A 19,065-nucleotide genomic window follows, 5' to 3' on the forward strand; every position below is an offset into this window, starting at 1 on the left:
GCCGGACGGGCTGGACTCACCGGCCCCCGCCGAGAGAACCCCGGAAGGGCTGGATTCACCGGCCCCGCAGGAGAACCTCAGGCGATCCGCTCCAGCACCACCGGCGACGCCGAGTACGCCGTGCCGGGGGCGGCGATGTCGTAGGAGCCGTCCACCGCCTCGAGCGCGTACGCGAACCGCTCCGGGGTGTCGGTGTGCAGCGTCAGCAGGGGCTGGCCCTCGGTCACCGAGTCACCCGGCTTGGCGTGGAGCTCGACGCCCGCCGCCGCCTGCACCGAGTCCTCCTTGCGGGCGCGGCCGGCACCCAGGCGCCAGGCGGCGATGCCGATGTCGTAGGCGTCGAGGCGGGTCAGGACGCCGGAGGACGGGGCCTTGACGACATGCTGTTCGCGGGAGGTGGGCAGGGGGGCGTCGGGGTCGCCGCCCTGGGCCGCGATCATGCGGCGCCAGACGTCCATCGCGGAGCCGTCGGCGAGTGCCTTCACCGGGTCGGCGTCCCACACGCCGGCCGCGTCGAGCATCTCGCGGGCCAGGGCGATCGTCAGCTCCACCACGTCCGACGGGCCGCCGCCGGCCAGGACCTCCACCGACTCGCGCACCTCGAGGGCGTTGCCCGCCGTCAGGCCCAGCGGGGTCGACATGTCCGTCAGCAGGGCGACGGTCCTGACGCCGTGGTCCGTGCCCAGGCCGACCATCGTCGACGCCAGCTCGCGCGCGTCCTCGATGGTCTTCATGAAGGCGCCGGTGCCGACCTTCACGTCCAGGACCAAAGAGCCGGTGCCTTCGGCGATCTTCTTCGACATGATCGAGGAGGCGATCAGGGGGATCGCCTCGACCGTGCCGGTGACGTCGCGCAGCGCGTACAGCTTCTTGTCCGCGGGGGCAAGGCCGTCGCCCGCCGCACAGATCACCGCGCCCGTCCCGCCGAGTACGGACAGCATCTCCTCGTTCGACAGCAGCGCGCGCCAGCCCGGGATCGACTCCAGCTTGTCCAGGGTGCCGCCGGTGTGGCCGAGGCCGCGGCCGGACAGCTGCGGGACGGCCGCGCCGCAGGCGGCGACCAGCGGGGCCAGCGGGAGGGTGATCTTGTCGCCGACACCGCCCGTGGAGTGCTTGTCGGCGGTCGGGCGGGACAGGGACGAGAAGTCCATGCGCTCGCCGGAGGCGATCATCGCGGCCGTCCAGCGCGCGATCTCGCGGCGGTTCATGCCGTTGATCAGGATCGCCATGGCGAGCGCGGACATCTGCTCGTCGGCGACCTCGCCGCGGGTGTACGCGTCGATGACCCAGTCGATCTGCTCGTCGCTGAGCTCGCCGCGGTCCCGCTTGGTGCGGATGACGGAGATGGCGTCCATGGCCATGGCTTTCCTTCCGAGGTACAGAAGATTTCTGGACGGTGCCCGGCCCCTCCGACCGGATGCACCGGGCGGAGGGGCCGCACAGGAGTTACCTGAGGTGGTCGGGGCCGAAGGCCTGCGGGAGCATCTCCGCCAGCGGCAGGATCCCCTCCGGCGTCTCCAGCAGCAGGTCCGGGCCGCCGAACTCGTACAGCAGCTGACGGCAGCGGCCGCACGGGACGAGGATCTCCCCCCGGCCGTCCACGCACGTGAAGTGGGTGAGCCGGCCGCCGCCGGTGTTCTGCAGCTCCGAGACCAGCCCGCACTCGGCGCACAGGCCGAGCCCGTACGAGGCGTTCTCGACGTTGCAGCCCGACACGATCCGCCCGTCGTCGACGAGGGCCGCCACGCCGACCGGGTAGCCGGAGTACGGGGCGTACGCCCGGGACATGGCGTCCTGGGCCACCGCACGCAGCTTCTCCCAGTCGACGGCGGTCACTTGCCCTGCCCCTTCCGGTAGGGCAGGCCGTCCGCCTTGGGCATGCGCAGGCGTTGGGCGGACAGCGAGAGCACCAGCAGGGTGACGAGGTACGGGGCCGCGGAGACCACCTGGCGCGGGACCTCGTCCACGCTGGTGTACCAGACGAACATCAGGGCCGAGATCACCAGCGTGACGACGGCGGAGACGTACTTCTTCTTCCAGGCCAGGTAGGCCGCGCCGAACACCAGCAGGATCGCCAGCAGCAGGATCAGCGCGTGGACGTTGGTGGTGCCGCCGCGCAGGTTGAGGCTGTCGGTGTAGCCGAACAGGCCGGCGCCGAGGGCGAGGCCGCCCGGCATCCAGTTGCCGAAGATCATCGCGGCGAGGCCGATGTAGCCGCGGCCGGCGGTCTGGCCGTCCAGGTACACGTTGGACGCGACGATCGACAGGAAGGCGCCGCCGAGGCCGGCGAAACCGCCCGAGATGATCACGGCGATGTACTTGTACTTGTAGACGTTCACACCGAGGGACTCGGCGGCGACCGGGTTCTCGCCGCAGGAGCGCAGGCGCAGACCGAACGCGGTGCGCCACAGCACGTACCAGGTGGCCGGGACGAGGGCGATCGCGACCACGGTGAGCGGCGAGAGGTTGGTGACCAGGCCGCCGACCAGGCCGGCGATGTCGGAGACCAGGAACCAGTGCTTGCCGTTCAGGGTCTCCAGCCAACTGGACAGGCCGGGGATGTCGAAGGTGCCCAGCGACTCGATCGGCGGGGACTGCTTGGAGGAGCCCTGCGGGGCCTCCTCGAAGGTGAACTTCGACAGGTAGCGGGTGGTGCCGAGGGCCAGGATGTTCAGCGCCACACCGGAGACGATGTGGTTGACGTTGAAGGTCACGGTGGCGATGGCGTGCAGGACGGCACCGAGCGCGCCGCCGATGATGCCGAAGACGACACCGGTCCACGGACCCCACTGGTAGCCGGCCCAGGCGCCGAACCAGGTGCCGAGGATCATCATGCCCTCGAGGCCGATGTTGACGACGCCCGCGCGCTCGGCCCACAGACCGCCGAGACCGGCGAGGCCGATCGGGACGGCCAGGCGCAGGGCGGTGGACATCTGGCCGGTCGAGGTGATGCCGTCCGCGCCGCTGATCAGGCGGACGACCGAGGTGAGGACCAGCACGCCCGCGATGATCAGCAGGAGTACCGGGAGAGACATGCGGCGGCCGCCCTTGCCGGGCTGCTTCGCCTGCGGCTTGGCGATGGTCGCGGTGGACATCAGGCCGCCACCTCCTTGTTGGCGTTGTTTTTGGCGGCCTCCGCGGCGAGCTCGGCGCCGACCCGCTTCTGCTGGCGGCGCAGGCCCCACTGGCGGACGGCCTCGTAGGAGATGACGACCGCGAAGACGATCAGGCCCTGCATGATCGTGGCGATCTCCTTCTCGTACGCCACCGGGGTGGCGTAGTCGAGGGCCGGGGAGGTCTTCTCCAGGAAGGCCCACAGCAGGGCGGCGAGGGCGATGCCGCCGGGGTTGTTGCGGCCGAGCAGGGCGATGCCGATGGCGGTGAAGCCGAGACCGGCCGGGAAGCTGAGGCTGTAGGTGTGGGCGTCGCCGAGCAGCAGCGGCAGTCCGGACAGACCGGCGACGCCACCGGAGATCAGCATCGCGGTGAGGACCATGCGCTTGGCGTTGACGCCGGAGGCGGCGGCGGCCGTCTCGGACTCACCGGTGGCCCGCAGGTCGAAGCCGAAGCGGGTGCGGTTGAGGACGACCCAGTAGCCGATGCCGAGGGCCACGGCGAGGAAGACCAGGCCGTAGATCTCGCCGACGTCCTCGCCCAGGTCGATGCCGGGCACCCAGCCCGACTCCTTCATCTCGCCGGTCGTGACGTTGTCGCCGACCAGCACGCCGAAGTTCTCGCGGAGGGTGAGGTAGCCGATGAGGCTGGTGGCGATCGCGTTGAGCATGATCGTCGCGACGACCTCGCTGACGCCGCGGGTGACCTTCAGGATGCCCGCGATGCCCGCCCAGAACGCGCCGGTGAGCGCGCCGACGAGCAGCAGCAGCGGGACCTGGAGGAAGGACGGCAGCGCCACGTGCGCGCCGACCACCGCGGTCATCATGGCGGCGAGGCGGTACTGGCCGTCGACGCCGATGTTGAACAGGTTCATGCGGAAGCCGAGGGCGACCGCGAGGGCGGCGATGTAGTACAGCGAGGCCTGGTTGATGATCAGGACCTGGACGTCGGAGTAGGGGATCTGCTCCAGCATCAGGCCGTACGGCTCGAACGGGTTCTTGCCGGAGGCGATCAGCACGACCGAGGTCAGCAGGATCGCCGAGACAAGCGCGATGACCGGGCCGGCCACCGCGAGGAGCAGGCGCTCCTTGTCGAACTTCTTCATCGGGCCTCGTCCTCCGGGGCGGCTTCTTCTTCGACGTGCTCGAGGTGCCCGGACGCGGCACCGGTCATGGCCGAGCCCAGCTCCTCCGGGGTGATGGCCGCGGGGTCGGCGTCGGCGACCAGCCTGCCGTCGTAGATCACCCGGAGGGTGTCCGACAGACCGATGAGCTCGTCCAGGTCGGCGGAGATCAGCAGCACGGCGAGACCCTCGCGGCGGGCCTCGCGGATGCGGTCCCAGATCTGCGCCTGCGCGCCGACGTCCACACCGCGGGTGGGGTGGGCGGCGATCAGGAACTTCGGGTTGTGGCTCATCTCACGGCCGACGATCAGCTTCTGCTGGTTGCCGCCGGAGAGGGAGGCGGCGGTGACGTCGATACCGGGGGTGCGGACGTCGAACTCCTCGACGATCCGGCGGGTGTCGGCCTGGGCGCCCTTGGGGTTGAGCCAGAAGCCCTTGGCGTTGGGGGCCTCGGTGACGTGGCCGAGGATGCGGTTCTCCCAGAGGGGGGCCTCCAGGAGCAGGCCCTGGCGGTGGCGGTCCTCGGGGATGTAGCCGACGCCGGACTCGCGCCGCCGGCGGGTGGGCCAGGGGGTGATGTCCTCGCCGAGGAAGGCGATGGTGCCCGAGTCGGCGTGCTTGGTGCCGATCAGCGCGTCGATCAGCTCGGTCTGGCCGTTGCCCTCGACACCGGCGATGCCCATGACCTCACCGGCGTGGATGGTGAAGGTGACGTCGTCGAGGACCTTCTTGACCTCGCCGCCGGCCTCGGAGAGACCGCCGGTGACCCCGCCGACCGCGGGCTCGGCCTCGATGCCGAGGGAGGCGCCGCCGCTGGCGTAGACGGTGAGGTTGCGCACCTCGATGACGGGCTGGTCGGTGACCGTGGACTCGGCGGTCTCCGGGGTGGGCAGCTCGCTGCCGACCATCATCTCGGCGAGCTGGCGCGGGGTGGTCTCGGAGGGCACGGCCGTGCCGACGGTGGTGCCGCGCCGGATGACGGTGATCTCGTCGGCGACGGAGAGCACCTCGCCCAGCTTGTGGGAGATGAAGATGACGGAGAGGCCCTCGGACTTCAGCTCGCGCAGGTTGGCGAAGAGCGCGTCGACCTCCTGCGGGACCAGGACGGCGGTCGGCTCGTCGAGGATGAGGGTCTTGGCGCCGCGGAAGAGGACCTTGAGGATCTCCACGCGCTGGCGGTCGGCGACACCGAGGTCCTCGACCAGGGCGTCGGGGCGTACGCCCAGGCCGTAGCGGTCGGAGATCTCCTTGATCTTCCTGCGGGCGCCGCCGCCGATGCCGTACAGCTTCTCGCTGCCGAGCACCACGTTCTCCAGGACGGTCAGGTTGTCCGCGAGCATGAAGTGCTGGTGGACCATGCCGATGCCGCGCGTGATGGCGTCGGCGGGGCTGGAGAAGCTCACCTGCTCGCCGTCGACCGCGATGGTGCCCTCGTCCGGCTTCTGCATGCCGTAGAGGATCTTCATCAGGGTCGACTTGCCGGCGCCGTTCTCGCCGACGAGGGCGTGCACGGTGCCCTTGCGGACGGTCAGGTGGATGTCGTGGTTGGCGACGACACCGGGGAATCGCTTGGTGATGCCCGCGAGCTCTACCGCGACTGTCGACTGGGCGGTGAGCGGAGGGCTGCTGGACGCGTCGATGGCGCACTCTCCTCGGGAAAGGGGCCGCTCTACGCGCGTAGCGCCCCTGCTTTAAATAGTGCCCGGACCTGATCGGCTCTTACCAGTACCCGATCCGTTCCGAGCATTCTGCCGCGCGAACGGGGCGCGGGGAGTCATGCTTCCCGTGCCCCGTTCCGAGGTCGTAACGCTGCCATTACAGCGCTTCTTTGGCCATGCCTTCGACAGGCCTACGACACTCCGGTCAGGAGGTCTTCACCTTGATGGTGCCGTTCTTGATGCCTTCCTCGGCCTTCTTGACGGCGTCCTGGATGTCCTTGTTGTTGGCGAAGACCGGGTTGGAGTTCGACAGGCTCACGCCGCCGTTCTCCAGGCTGCCGCGGATCACGCCGGTCGCGGGCTTGCCGTCCTCGACGGACTTGGCCAGCTCGTAGACCGCGCCCTCGACGTTCTTCATGGCCGAGGTCAGGATCGCGTCCTTGTACGCCTTCAGCGCGTCCTGCTTGTACTGGTCGGAGTCGACACCGATCGCCCAGATCTTGTTGGCGCTGGCGGCCTTGATGACGCCCTGGCCGGACAGGCCGGCGGCGGCGTAGACGACGTCCGCACCGGCGTCGATCTGGCCCTCGGCGGCGCTCTCACCCTTGTCGGGGCTGGAGAAGCCGCCCTCCTGGGCCGTCTCGGTCAGGTACTGCTCCTTGACCGTGACGCCCTTCTTGGTGTCCTGGACGCCCTGCTTGAAGCCGGCCCCGAACTTGTGGATCAGCGGGATGTCCACACCGCCGATGAAGCCGACCACGTTGGACTTGGTGACCTTGGCGGCGGCGACGCCGGCCAGGTAGGAGGCCTGCTCCTCGTGGAAGACCAGGTTGGCGACGTTGGCGCCCGTCTTGCTCTCGTCGTCGACGATGCCGAAGGTGGTCTTCGGGTACTTGGCCGAGACCTCCGCGACGGCCGACGCGTAGGCGAAGCCGACGCCGATCACCGGGTTGTAGCCCTGCTTGGCCAGGCTCTCCAGGCGCTGCACCTTGTCCGCGTCGGACTCGCCGTCCTGCGGCTCGACCGCGGTCGACTTGTAGCCGAACTCCTTGTCGGCCTTGTCCATGCCCGCGGTGGCGGCGTCGTTGAAGGACTGGTCGCCCTTGCCGCCGATGTCGTAGGCGAGGGCGAGGCCCAGGTTCTTGTCGTCGCCGCTGGAGGCCGACTTGGACGAGGTTCCGCAGGCGGAAACGGTGACGGCGAGGGCTGCGGTAGCAACACCCGCAACGGCGATACGGGACACCCGGCGCATGGAACGAGACTCCTTTGTGCAAGCGCCCATACCAGGCGCTGGTTCCGCCGCAGCGTAACGCGCGTAGACCTGACGGAAAAACCCTTCTGTCCGGTCCGTTATCGAGCTGTGGCCACAGTTGCTGTCCAGACTACGGACAGCGCAGCGCCCCTTGCGCGAGGCAAGGGGCGCTGGTCTGCAAGGACGCCCGGAAGGGCGTAGAGAAGCCGGATCGGGGCCGGATCGGGGCCGGGCGAAAGTGTTACTTGGTGTTGACCGTGACCTTGCCGTCGATGATGTCCTGCTTGGCCGCGTTCACGGCGGCGACGACGTCGGTCATGGCCTTGAACTTGGGGTTGGAGTCGGCGAAGCCGACCCCGTTGTTGGAGAGGCTGCCGCGGACCACGCCGGACAGGGGCTTGCCCTCGTGGACGGACTTCGCCAGGTCGTAGACCGCGCCGTCGACGTTCTTCAGCGCGGAGCCGAGGATGTAGTCCTTGTACGCGGCCAGCGAGCTCTGGTTGTACTGGTCGGAGTCGACGCCGATGGCCCACACCTTCTTGGAGGCGGCCTCGGAGATCACACCCTGACCGGAGAGGCCGGCCGCGTGGTAGATGACGTCGGCGCCGGCGTCGATCTGACCGCCGGCCCCCGCCTTGCCCTTGTCGGGGCTGGAGAAGCCGCCCTCCTGGGGGGTCTCCGTCAGGTACTGCGACTCGATCTTGATGTTCGGGTTGACCGACTTGGCGCCCTGGACGTAGCCGGCCTCGAACTTGTGGATCAGCGGGATGTCCACGCCGCCGATGAAGCCGATGTGGCCCTTCTTGGAGGCCTTGGCGGCGGCGACGCCCGCCAGGTAGGAGGCCTGCTCCTCGTGGAAGACCATGTCGGCGACGTTCTTGGCCTGGACCGTCTCGTCGTCGATGATCCCGAAGGTGGTGTCCGGGAACTTCGCGGCGACCTCCTTGACGGCGCCCGCGTAGATGTAGCCGACGCCGATCACCGGGTTGTAGCCGGCCTGGGCGAGCTGGGTCAGGCGCTGCACCTTGTCCGCGTCCGACTCGCCGTCCTGCGGCTCGACGTCCCGGCCGCCGATGCCGAACTCCTTGTCGGCCTTCTGGAAACCGGCGTAGGCGGCGTCGTTGAACGACTGGTCGCCCCGGCCGCCGATGTCGTACGCAAGGCCGATGCCCTTGCCGGAGTACGTGCCGGACTCCTGGTCACCGGCCTTCGAGCCGGTGCTGGACTCGCCGCAGCCGGCGGCCGCGAGCGCGACGACCGCGACGGTCGCCGCCGCCCGGGAAATTGTGGCTTTCCGAGATATCCGACGCACAGCAAGCACCCCTTCATCCCCACGGCGCCGTCGACCGGCCCGCAAGTCCCCATTCGGCGCCTCCGGTGCGGCTTCCCCAACAGGCCGTTCCGGGTGGCTGATTTCGCGCACAGTAACGCGCGTAGAAGGGGAGGGGAACGGGGTTTCTCCCGGCCGTTATCGATTCGTGCCGCCCCCGCGTCGCAACCGGGTCCCCCCGGTTACGCCCGGATGACACAGCCGGGCGAAGGGGCGCCTTTCCGGCATCCCTTCGCCCGGCTGTCGAGTGGCCCTCAGGCCACTCCGGCGCCTTTGGCCACCCGGGTCGCGTTCAGACCGCTCCGGGCGCGCTCAGGCCACACTCGGTCGCGTTCGGACTGCTCCGGGCGTACTCGGGCCACTCGGTCGCGTTCAGACCACCCTGAGTGCGCTCAGGCCACTCGGGTCGCCGCGTCGAGCAGTGCGGCGGCGGTGAACAGTTCCACGCCGACCTTGATCGCGGACTCGTCGGCGTCGAAGTCGCCCTGGTGCAGATCACGGACGGTGCGCTCGCCCGGGTGGCGGACGCCGAGGCGGGCCATGGCGCCGGGCACGCGCTCCAGGTACCAGGAGAAGTCCTCGCCGCCGAGGCTCTGCTCGGTGCCCTCGACGGACTCCTCGCCGTGCCGGGCGACCATGGCCTCACGCAGCAGACCGGTGACGTCGGCGTCGTTGACGACCGGGGGGACGCCGCGGACGTAGTTGATCTCGGACTTGGCGCGGTGCAGGTTGGCGATCTCGTCGATCGCGGCGACCACGAGGTCGGGCGCCTGCCGCCAGGCCTCGATGTCCAGGCAGCGCACGGTGCCCGACAGCTCGGCGTGCTGCGGGATGACGTTCGGGGCGTGGCCGCAGTCGATCCGGCCCCAGGTCACCGCGAGTCCGGCGCGCGTGTCGACGCGGCGGCCGACGAGCGCGGGGACGTCGGTGACGACCCGGGCGGCGGCGGTGACCAGGTCGGTGGTCAGGTGCGGGCGGGCGGTGTGGCCGCCGGGCCCGTCGAGGGCGATCTCCAGGCGGTCGCAGGCCGAGGTGATGGCGCCCGCCCGCAGTCCGATCAGGCCGGCGTCGACCCGGGGGTCGCAGTGCACGGCGATGATCCGGCCGACGCCGTCCAGCGCGCCGTCCTCGATGGCGTCCGCCGCACCGCCCGGCAGCACCTCCTCGGCGGGCTGGAAGATCAGCCGCACCGGCCGCGGGAGCAGGCCCTGGCGGTTCAGGTCGGCGAGGACCAGGCCGGCGCCGAGGACGACGGTGGTGTGCACGTCGTGGCCGCAGGCGTGCGCGCGGTCGGGCACGGTCGAGCGGTACGCGCACTCGGTCTTCGTGTCCGGGATGGGCAGCGCGTCGATGTCGGCGCGCATGGCGAGGACGGGGATGCCGTCCGCCCAGTCGCCGATGTCACAGATGAGCCCGGTCCCGCTGGAGAGCACGCGCGGCTTCAGGCCCGCCTTCTCCAGGCGCTCCTTGATCGCGGCGGTCGTGCGGAACTCCTGGTTGCCCAGCTCGGGGTGCATGTGCAGGTCGCGGCGGAAGGCGACGAGCTCGGCGCGCAGGGACTCCGGAAGGGTGCCGGGGAGCATGGCTTCCCCGGCGGTATCGGCCTCGGACTCTCGGGACATCAGTTGCTTCACCCTCTGAAGGGTAGGACGCCGGGGCGGTCAACTGACCCGATCAACAAAACTTCAACCCATTCGGGGAAGAAAAGTTGGCCGCGCGGCGCATGGCTGTCGTTCGGGATGGGTAAACTCGGTCGGCTTCGCCCGAGTGGATCATGAAATTCTGACCCATCCCACTTTTTTCCTCTCTCCACGGATACCACGGCCCACGGCAAGCACGCCGGGAATGTCCACGGAGCGGGACCGGCGCGGGGCCCGGTCCCGGAAGCATCACCTCCGTGCACCGTTTCCGCCACGCTGCGCGACGGCAGGGGGTGGGGCGGGCACGTTGCCCCCATGACGACGACACTGACGCGGGCCTCGGCGGCGGAGCCCCTGTGGGCGTGCGGCTGCCACGGCTGGGATCCGGGGCTCCTGGCGCGCTACGGCCTGCTCGGCACGGCGTTCCTGGTCCTGGGCGGGCTGACGGCGATGATCCTGGCGGGGTGGCTGCTGGCGGGCCTGGTGTGGGCGGTCGCACGGTGGTGGCCGTGGTGGCAGGGCGACGGGGCGGTGGCGGGGGGCGAGGTGCGGCGGGGCGGGGCGTGGGAGGGCGGTGACCTGCGGCAGGGCGAGGCGTCGGAAGGCGGCGACCTGCGGGAGGGCGAGGCGCCGGAAAGCTTCTTCGGGGGATTCGGCCGTTGGGAGGAGGACCGGCCGGCGTGAGGGGAGGGTGGCGGGTACCGAGGGTCGTGCGACGGGCGGGGGCGGGGGCGGGCGGCCCGAGCGCCACCCGGAGACACCGGAAAACCTCGGAGTCCCGCCCGTCGTGCACGCGTGCCCACTAGAGTCCGCCCCCGTGAGCGAATCGAACGCCCTGCCGAGTCCCGACTCGCTCCTCGGCCACGTACGGGATGCCCGGATGTCGTACGACGCGATCGCCGAGGAGTACGCCCGGCACTTCCCCGACGGCCTCGACCACCACCCGCTGGCCCGGGCCCTGCTCTCCGGGTTCGCCGAGCTGGTGAAGGCCAGGGGGAACGAGCCGGTGGCGGACGTCGGCAGCGGGCCCGGGCATGTGACGGCGCGCCTGCACGACCTCGGCGTACCGGTGTTCGGCGTCGACGTCTCGCCCCGCATGGTGGCCCTCGCCCGCCGGACCCACCCCCACCTGCGCTTCCACGTCGGCTCGATGGAGTCCCTGGACCTGCCCGACGGCACGCTGGGCGGCCTGCTGGCCCTGTACTCGGTCATCCACGTACCCGACGACCGACTACCCGCCGTCCTGGGGGAGTTCCGGCGGGTCCTCGTCCCGGGCGGCTGCCTCCTCCTCGCCTTCCAGACGGGCAACGGCGAACAGCAGCGCCTGACGGAGCGGTTCGGGCAGGAGATCCGGCTCGACTACTTCTGGCGGGATCCGGAGACGGTCGCCGACCTTCTCCTCGACACCGGGTTCGACATGAGGGCGCGCGTCGTCCTGGAGCCCGACAAGGGGGCGAAGCGGCCAGGGGCGTTCCTGCTGGCGCGCAGGCCGGAGTAAGGGTCCGCCGCGGCCCCGCTTCCGCCCCGGCCCTCGGGCTCAGACCGTGCTCACCGCCGCCAGCCGGTCCACCCCCCGGGCCGTGCCCGTCACGCCGGCCAGGAAGCCGTGGGCGCGGGGGGAGGCGTGTTCGGTGAGCCAGGAGGGGTCGATGTCGCAGACGGCGACGCGTACGTCGGTGCCGGCCAGGGCCAGGGGGAGGGTGTGGACGACGGTGGAGGGAAAGCTGAGGACGGTGCGGCCGATCGGGCCTCTGCGGGCGATCAGTTCGAGGGGGAGGTCGGGGCGGACGACCTCCAGGCCGGTCTCCACGGCGAGCCGGTGGAGCTTGTCGGCGCTCTCGCGGCGGTGGGCGAAGTAGCGGGAGGCGCCGTGGGTGCCGGCGAGGACGCCGACGGCGTGCAGATAGCGGTCGCCGTCCACGACGCCCGTTTCGACCAGGGACGTACCGACCAGGTCGGCGCCCTTGGTCACGCGCGGCGGGCCGAAGCGGTGGCGGGTCCAGGCGAAGGGGTTGGCGGTGACCCTGACGTCGGCGGGGACCTCCCGCATCGGCATGGAGGAGAAGACCTGCACCCGCCGGTCCGCGCCGGGGGTCAGGCGGCGGCGGGCGGAGGAGGAGACGGGGGCGAAGAGCAGGTCGCGGGCGCCGGGGCGGCCGCCCTTGCGGTGCCAGCGCACCAGCCGTTCGCCGCGGGCGAGCTGGCCGACGAACTCCATGGTGGCCGTGCCGTCGTCGACGACGATCAGGTCGGTGGCCCGGGTGATCGTCAGCAGGAGTTGGACGTAGCGGGAGAAGGGGTCTCCCATGACGACCCGTTGTGCCGCGCGCAGCAGGGGGGCGAGGCCGCCGATGGTGCGGAAGGGGGCCGTGGCGCCACCGCGGGCTTCCTCCCAGCGGACCTCGTGGCCCTCGTCGCGGGCCAGTTCCGCCATGCGGCGCAGCTGGCCGCGGGTCATGGGGTCGGTCGGGGACAGGACGACGAGGGTGAGCCCCGCGCCGGACTCCTCCCTGGGGCGGAGTTCCTGGGCGTACGCCCACTCCAGGACGTTCAGGAGCTGCACGGGGCTCTCGACGAACGCGAGGGTGTGGGGGGTGGTGCCGGTGTTCCCGGCGCGAGGGCTCATCGTCGTACGACCGTCCCGTGAGGCACTCGTGGCGGTGGAGAGGGGTGGGGGGTCAGACCGCGACGGGCTCGCCGGCGGCCGCGGCGATCTCCGCCTCGGCGACGACGCCGGCCACGCGGCGCAGCTTCTTCATGGGGCCGAGCTCGGAGTCGTAGACCTTCTTGACGCCGTCGCCGAGGGAGGCCTCGATGGTGCGGATGTCGCGGACCAGGCGGGTGAGGCCCTGCGGCTCGACGGAGGCGGCCTGGTCCGAGCCCCACATCGCGCGGTCGAGGGTGATGTGGCGTTCGACGAAGGTGGCGCCGAGGGCGACGGCGGCGAGGGTGGTCTGCAGGCCGGTCTCGTGGCCGGAGTAGCCGATGGGGACGTTCGGGTACTCCTTCTCCAGCGTGTTGATCACCCGCAGGTTGAGCTCCTCGGCCTTCGCCGGGTAGGTCGAGGTGGCGTGGCAGAGCAGGATGTTGTCGCTGCCGAGGACCTCGACGGCGTGGCGGATCTGCTTCGGGGTGGACATGCCGGTGGAGAGGATGATCGTGCGGCCCGTGCCGCGCAGGGCGCGCAGCAGCTCGTCGTCCGTGAGGGAGGCGGAGGCGACCTTGTGCGCCGGCACGTCGAACTTCTCCAGGAAGGCGACGGCCTCGGTGTCCCACGGGGAGGCGAACCAGGCGATCCCCTTCTCCTTGCAGTACTCGTCGATCCGGCGGTACTCGTCCTCGCCGAACTCGACCCGGTGCCGGTAGTCGATGTACGTCATCCGGCCCCAGGGGGTGTCGCGCTCGATGTCCCACTGGTCGCGCGGGGTGCAGATCTCCGGGGTGCGCTTCTGGAACTTGACGGCGTCGCAGCCGGCGTCGGCGGCCACGTCGATGAGCTTGAAGGCGTTCTCCAGCTCGCCGTTGTGGTTGATGCCGATCTCACCGCAGATGTAGACGGGCCGGCCGGGACCGGCGATGCGCGAACCGAACGGGCGCAGGCGGGAGTTGGTGCTCATGTCTGGGGGTTCCTTACCTGGTGACGGGGGCGGGAGAGTCGAGAGAGGGTCCGAGGATCCAGCCGGCGATCTCCCGGATCGCGCCGTCGCCACCGGGGACGGTGGTGACCGCGCGTGCGGCGCCGCGTACGACGTCGTGGGCGCTGGCGACCGCCACGGGCCAGCCCACGAGGGCGAAGCACGGGAGGTCGTTGACGTCGTTGCCGACGTAGAGCACGCGCTCCGGCGCGATGCCCTGCTCCTCGCACCACTGCTTGAGTGCGAGGTCCTTGCGGTCGATGCCGTGCAGGACCGGGAGCTTGAGCTTCCGGGCGCGGGCGGCGACGACCGGGTTCTGTTCCGTGGACAGGACGAGCAGCTTGAGCCCGCTTCTGCGCAGGGCCGCGATGCCGAGTCCGTCCCCGCGGTGCACGGAGACGAACTCCCGTCCCGCGGAGTCGATCAGCACCCGGTCGTCGGTCTGGGTGCCGTCGAAGTCGAGGACGACCGCGTCGATGTCGTCGGTGGTCGGGAGGGCGCCGGGCCGGTCGGCGTCGAACAGCGGCGCCAGGGCGCGCGCCCGCGCCAGGTCGTGCGGGTCGTCGATCTCCAGCACGCGGGCGGGGTCGGTGCGGACCAGGTCGGTGCGGCCGAAGAAGCGGTGGCCGTGCGCGCGGAAGCCGGCCGCGTCCATGGCGTAGGCGGCGCCGGTCTCCAGGAGGTCCTGGGGGCGGTCCTGGCGGCGGGGGCGGTGGGACTTGTCGTGGTTGACGCCGTAGCCGCCGGTGCCGCCGGTGCCGCCGGTGCCCTCCCTGCCGTTCGTGCCGTCCGTGCCGGACGTGGTGTCCTCGGCAGCGTCCCGCCACACGAACCCGTGGAACGGGGCCACGGTGACCGCCGTGTCCGCGCCGTTCTCCGCGACGGCCGCGGCGACGCCGTCGATGTCCTCGCGGACGAGGAACGGGCTGGTGCACTGCACGAGCAGCACCACGTCGACGGCCGTGCCGTGCCGGGCCTCGTGGGTGTCCATGGCGTGCAGGACCGCGGCCTCCGAGGTGGCGGTGTCCCCGGCGATGGCGGCCGGCCGCAGCACGACCTCGGCTCCGGCCTCCCGGGCCGCCGCCGCGATGGCCTGGTCGTCGGTGGAGACCACGACGTCCGTGACCAGCCGGGTGGCCCGGCACTCACGCACGGCCCGCGCCACCAACGGAACGCCGCCCACGGGCGCGAGGTTCTTCGCGGGGACGCCCTTGGAACCACCGCGCGCGGGAATCACGGCGAGCACGCGCCGCACCCCCGGCTGGGAGTTGGACATGGCTTGGACTCCTTGAGGTGAACGACTCCGGCTCACAGCTCCCCCATGCGGCGGATGACGGGGGCCACGCGCTGGACACCGTGGCGGTAGGCGCCGCGGGCGGCTCGGCGGACGATCCGGCGGACCGGGCCCGGGTCCTTGTCGGTGGCCGGGGCGCCGGGCAGGGGGGTGCCGTCGGGGGCGAGGTGGTGGCGGGCGAGGATGCCGGGGAGGTAGCCGGGGGCGGTGGCGGGGCTGTAGTAGGGGGTGAGGGGCGGAAGGCCGGCGGGCCGGGCGAGGAGTTCGGTGATGCGCTCGCGGGCCGTGTCGAAGGCGGTGGCGTACGAGCCGTCCGCCGCCACGCCCTGGCGGGCCACCCACGCCTCGTCGGGCACCGGCCGGTGCCCGGCGTCGAGCCGGTCCCAGGAGGCGAGGCAGCCGGAGCCGACGAAATGGTGGTTGCCGAGCGCCTCGCGCACCCCGAGGTCGGTGAGGACCACCGTGGGGATGCGGCGGTGGAGGGACTCCAGGGCGGCCGTCGAGCTGACCGTGACCATGAGGTCGGTGCGGTCGAGGACCTCGCCCATGTTGCCGTACACCAGGCTGACGTTGGGCGGCAGGTCGAGCCTCTGCGCCAGCTTCTGGTAGGGCAGCTCCTCGATGTGCGTGGTGTGTTCACCCGGCCTGGAGCGCAGCTTGAGCAGTACCTCGCGGTCGGGGTGCAGGCGGGCGTGCCGGACCAGCCGGTTCAGCAGGTAGGTGCGCTCCTCGCGGGACGCCGGGACCGAGGGCTGCGCGGCGAAGACCACGGTGTACGGGTCGTGCTCGCCGGTGTAGGGGGCCCCGCCCAGGAACGGCAGGGCCACCTCGGTCACCGAGGAGGCGTCGGCGCCGACCCCTTCGTACACCGCGCGGAAACGGTCCGCGTCCTGGCGGGAGTTGGCGAGGACCAGGTCCGCGCCGTGCCGCAGCAGCAGACCGTCGGCGAGCTTCTCGTAGACGACACCGACGTAGCCGGTGACGACGACGGGCCGCTCGCGGGTGTCCTCCCAGATCCGCTTCAGCCCGTGCAGGATCGCCTGGACGCCGCCGCCGACCAGCGCGAGGACGAGGACGTCGTACGACTCCCGTGCCATGACGCGCAGGAACTCGACGGCCGTGACCTCGCGCAGGGAGTCGGCGCGCACCCCCACCTCGGCCAGTTGGCGGGGGGTGGGGGTGGCGCGGCCGCGCAGCAGGAATCCGTCCAGGAGGGGCACGGGGGCGACGTGCGCGTCGCCGCGCGGCCCGGCTTCCGTGGACGGGCCGGCGCGTCCGCCCGGCGCGATCCGGTCCGCGGTCGACGCACCCCATTTCCAGCGGGTGTCGGAGTCCGCGAGCACGGCGATCCGCGGGGGTTTCGAAGTACGTGGTGGCACGGCGACGACGCTAGAAAGCGAAACCCTGGCTTGGCCCAACCTCGACTCAACGGAAAGTTAACAGCGCGCCACCGAAGCACGAACCGGGTCGCCGACTCCTCGGGAATACGCGGGATGCACTGTTCCGACACATCGAGTTCATCCCTCGTACCCACACCGGAAATTTCCGCTGCCGGACGCCCTCCTAGGATTTCGCGGGTGCCAAAGCTTTCCGTGATCGTGCCGTTCTACAACGTCCAGCAATACGCCCCGGACACCCTCAGAAGTCTTCGTCTGAACGCCCGCCCGGACTTCGAGTTCGTGTTGGTGGACGACTGCTCGAAGGACGAAACTCCCGCCATTGCCGAACGGGCGGTCGAGGATCTTTCGAAGGTCGCTCAGGTGCGCTTCGTCCGCCACGAGGAGAACGGAGGACTCGCCACCGCACGCAATTCCGGCCTTGACACGGCACAGGGGGAGTATCTGACGTTCCTGGACGGCGACGACTGGCTCGCGCGCGGCTACCTGAGCGAGCTGGTCACCGCGATCGAGGAGCTGGGCTGCGACTTCGTCCGCACCGACCACGTGCAGGCCACCGGGCGCGCCCGCACGGTGGTCCGGCACCCGCACGGCCGGCGTGGCGAGGTGATGAACCCGCGGGACGCGATCCTGCCCGCCGACCGCTCGACCTCCGTGGACTACGCCTACGCCTGGGCCGGTGCCTACCACCGGCGCCTGCTGGACCAGGGCCTGTTGCACTTCACCGACGGTCTGCGCACGGCCGAGGACCGGCCGTGGATCTGGCGGCTGCACCGGGAGGCGCGCTCGTTCGCCGTGCTGAACCTGCACGGCGTCTTCTACCGCCGCGGGGTCGCCTCCTCGCTGACCCAGATCGGCGACGCCCGCCAGCTGGACTTCATCCGCGCCTTCGACGAGGTCGTCGAGGAGACCGCCGGAGACCGCGAGGCCGACCGGCTGCTGCCCAAGGCGGTGCGCACGTACTGCGCGATCATCGCCCACCACCTCGGCGAGATCGAGAAGTTCGAGGCCCCGGTGGCCAGGCAGCTGCGCACGATGAGCGCGGCGGCCATCCAGCGCATGCCGCAGGAACTGCTCACCGATGTCCTCGACACCATGGACCTGCGCCGCTCCGCCAAGCTGCGGCGGCTGCGCCGCAAGATCACCTCGGCGAAGGTCACCCCCACGAAGGACACCCCCTCGAAGGCGGCCGCCTGATGTCCCGGACGACCCCCGGCTCGCGTACGACCCGGATCTTCTGCGCCTCCACGCTCTACGGTGCCGCCACCCTGGCCGCCGCGCTCGACTCCGGGTCCTTCCCCGCGGCGGACCGCCGGCTGCTGCTGGTGTGCAACAACGCGACGAACCCGGAGACCACCCCGGCCGTCGACGAGATGCCGGGCTTCGAGCCGCTGCGGGACCGCTTCGACGCGGTGCTGTCCTGGAACGCGGCGATCAGCCCCTTCCACCCGGGCGACTGGTCGCCGCGCCCCGACGACGTCCCCCTGTTCGAGCGCTATCTGCGGCTGCTGTGGGGGCTCGGCACGGACCGGGTGGAGATCGTCCTGGAGTCGATCCAGGTCAACCCCGCGCAGGCCATCGCCCAGATCTTCACCGGAGCGCCCCTCGACGTCTACGCCGACGGGCTGATGAGTTACGGACCGACGCGCAACAGGATCGACCCGCTGATCGGCACCCGCGTACGGCGGCTGCTCCACCTGGACCTGGTGCCGGGCCTGGTGCCGCTGCTGCTCACCGAGTTCGGGGTGCCCGCGCGGACCGTGCCGGCGAGCGCCTTCCTGAAGGTGCTCGGCCAGGTCGGCGAGGCCTCGGGGCGGTTGCCGCGGCTGCCGGAGAACTCCGCGCTGCTGCTGGGCCAGTACCTGTCCGCGCTCGGCATCCTCTCCGTCGCGCAGGAGGAGGAGCTGCATGTGCGGATGATGCGCGGTGCGGTCGCCCGCGGTCACCGCACCGTCGTCTTCAAGCCGCACCCGACGGCCCCGGCCCGCTACAGCCGGGTCCTGGAGGCCGAGGCCGGGAAGCTGGGCGTCGACCTCACCGTGCTGGACACCCCGGTCCTCGCCGAGGTGCTGTTCGACACGGCGCGGCCGGCGCTCGTGGTGGGCTGCTTCTCCACCGCGCTGTTCACCGCGTCGGCGCTCTACGAGCTGCCGGTCGCCCGCATCGGCACCGCGCCGCTCCTGGACCGGCTCACGCCGTACCAGAACAGCAACCGGGTGCCGGCCGTGCTGGCCGACGCGCTGCTGCCGGATCTGGAGGAGAAGGACGAGCCGCTCCCGGCCGACACCCTGGCCGCGCTGGTGACCGCGGTCGGCTTCGTCATGCAGCCGCAGATTCACCCCGCCCTGCGCCCCGCGGCGGAGAACTACCTGCGCACCCACCTCGGTCCACGCACCCAGCGCTACTTCAAGCGCAAGCGACTCACCTCACTGGGCCTGCCCGGCGGCATCCCGGAACGGCTGTCGTTCCTGCCGCACAATTCCACCGCCCGCCGGGTGGTACGCCGCGCGAAGGCATTGCGGAAGGCCGTACGGCGCTGAGAGGAGAAGGGGGATGCGCGCGGGCGCGTCCCCCTCCCCCGGCCCGCTCCGACGGCGAAGTCGAAGTGAACATCGGGAAAAG

Annotated in this window: 16 protein-coding genes; 4 read left to right on the plus strand and 12 right to left on the minus strand. The window is 71.1% G+C overall.

The window, feature by feature from the left end; genetic code table 11:
- Positions 1–77: 77 nt before the first annotated feature.
- The 8 genes from ACF1A1_RS15515 to ACF1A1_RS15550 form a co-directional block, all read right to left on the minus strand.
- On the minus strand, positions 78–1,361 hold the full coding sequence (locus tag ACF1A1_RS15515) for a thymidine phosphorylase (RefSeq protein WP_392000152.1): 1,284 nt from the start codon (positions 1,359–1,361) through the stop codon (positions 78–80).
- Between the two features lie 85 nt (positions 1,362–1,446).
- A complete protein-coding gene (locus tag ACF1A1_RS15520) occupies positions 1,447–1,836 on the minus strand; it encodes a cytidine deaminase (protein ID WP_392000154.1) in 390 nt (129 codons plus the stop codon).
- Complete coding sequence (locus ACF1A1_RS15525; RefSeq protein WP_392000156.1) at positions 1,833–3,095, minus strand: ABC transporter permease; 1,263 nt, start codon at positions 3,093–3,095, stop codon at positions 1,833–1,835. Before ACF1A1_RS15525 ends, ACF1A1_RS15520 begins: the two co-directional genes overlap by 4 nt.
- Positions 3,095–4,219: an ABC transporter permease gene (locus ACF1A1_RS15530; RefSeq protein ID WP_392000158.1), complete on the minus strand. Its 1,125-nt coding sequence runs from the start codon at positions 4,217–4,219 to the stop codon at positions 3,095–3,097. Before ACF1A1_RS15530 ends, ACF1A1_RS15525 begins: the two co-directional genes overlap by 1 nt.
- Entirely contained in the window at positions 4,216–5,877 is a 1,662-nt protein-coding gene (locus ACF1A1_RS15535; protein WP_392000206.1) for an ABC transporter ATP-binding protein, read from the minus strand. The genes ACF1A1_RS15530 and ACF1A1_RS15535 overlap by 4 nt, the downstream gene beginning before the upstream one ends.
- A gap of 223 nt (positions 5,878–6,100) precedes the next feature.
- Positions 6,101–7,147 carry a BMP family protein gene (locus tag ACF1A1_RS15540; RefSeq protein WP_392000159.1) on the minus strand — a complete coding sequence of 349 codons (1,047 nt, stop codon included), beginning with the start codon at positions 7,145–7,147 and terminating at the stop codon, positions 6,101–6,103.
- A gap of 241 nt (positions 7,148–7,388) precedes the next feature.
- Positions 7,389–8,459 (minus strand): BMP family protein, encoded by a 1,071-nt coding sequence (locus tag ACF1A1_RS15545; RefSeq protein ID WP_392000161.1) that lies wholly within the window; start codon positions 8,457–8,459, stop codon positions 7,389–7,391.
- A gap of 410 nt (positions 8,460–8,869) precedes the next feature.
- Entirely contained in the window at positions 8,870–10,099 is a 1,230-nt protein-coding gene (locus ACF1A1_RS15550) for an amidohydrolase (protein ID WP_392000208.1), read from the minus strand.
- Between the two features lie 333 nt (positions 10,100–10,432).
- On the opposite strand from ACF1A1_RS15550, the gene ACF1A1_RS15555 reads away from it, so the two are divergent.
- Entirely contained in the window at positions 10,433–10,801 is a 369-nt protein-coding gene (locus tag ACF1A1_RS15555; RefSeq protein ID WP_392000162.1) for a hypothetical protein, read from the plus strand.
- A 196-nt stretch (positions 10,802–10,997) separates the two neighbouring features.
- Positions 10,998–11,615, plus strand: coding sequence for a class I SAM-dependent DNA methyltransferase (locus tag ACF1A1_RS15560; protein ID WP_392000209.1), 618 nt, complete (start codon positions 10,998–11,000; stop codon positions 11,613–11,615).
- Between the two features lie 39 nt (positions 11,616–11,654).
- Here ACF1A1_RS15560 and ACF1A1_RS15565 read toward each other — a convergent pair whose 3' ends face one another.
- The 4 genes from ACF1A1_RS15565 to ACF1A1_RS15580 are packed head-to-tail and all read right to left on the minus strand — an operon-like array spanning position 11,655 to position 16,425.
- Positions 11,655–12,743: a hypothetical protein gene (locus ACF1A1_RS15565; RefSeq protein WP_392000163.1), complete on the minus strand. Its 1,089-nt coding sequence runs from the start codon at positions 12,741–12,743 to the stop codon at positions 11,655–11,657.
- Between the two features lie 52 nt (positions 12,744–12,795).
- Complete coding sequence (locus ACF1A1_RS15570) at positions 12,796–13,734, minus strand: N-acetylneuraminate synthase family protein (RefSeq protein WP_392000165.1); 939 nt, start codon at positions 13,732–13,734, stop codon at positions 12,796–12,798.
- A 13-nt stretch (positions 13,735–13,747) separates the two neighbouring features.
- On the minus strand, positions 13,748–15,028 hold the full coding sequence (locus ACF1A1_RS15575) for a cytidylyltransferase domain-containing protein (RefSeq protein ID WP_392000167.1): 1,281 nt from the start codon (positions 15,026–15,028) through the stop codon (positions 13,748–13,750).
- A gap of 32 nt (positions 15,029–15,060) precedes the next feature.
- Entirely contained in the window at positions 15,061–16,425 is a 1,365-nt protein-coding gene (locus ACF1A1_RS15580) for a DUF6716 putative glycosyltransferase (protein ID WP_392000169.1), read from the minus strand.
- 198 nt (positions 16,426–16,623) lie between these two features.
- Here ACF1A1_RS15580 and ACF1A1_RS15585 point away from each other — a divergent pair, with 198 nt between their 5' ends.
- Together ACF1A1_RS15585 and ACF1A1_RS15590 are read left to right on the plus strand one after the other, a co-directional pair.
- A complete protein-coding gene (locus ACF1A1_RS15585; RefSeq protein WP_392000171.1) occupies positions 16,624–17,640 on the plus strand; it encodes a glycosyltransferase family 2 protein in 1,017 nt (338 codons plus the stop codon).
- Entirely contained in the window at positions 17,640–18,983 is a 1,344-nt protein-coding gene (locus tag ACF1A1_RS15590) for an alpha-2,8-polysialyltransferase family protein (protein ID WP_392000172.1), read from the plus strand. Before ACF1A1_RS15585 ends, ACF1A1_RS15590 begins: the two co-directional genes overlap by 1 nt.
- Positions 18,984–19,065 lie beyond the last annotated feature (82 nt).

This window comes from Streptomyces sp. NPDC014995, from assembly GCF_043080745.1.
Taxonomy (GTDB): domain Bacteria; phylum Actinomycetota; class Actinomycetes; order Streptomycetales; family Streptomycetaceae; genus Streptomyces.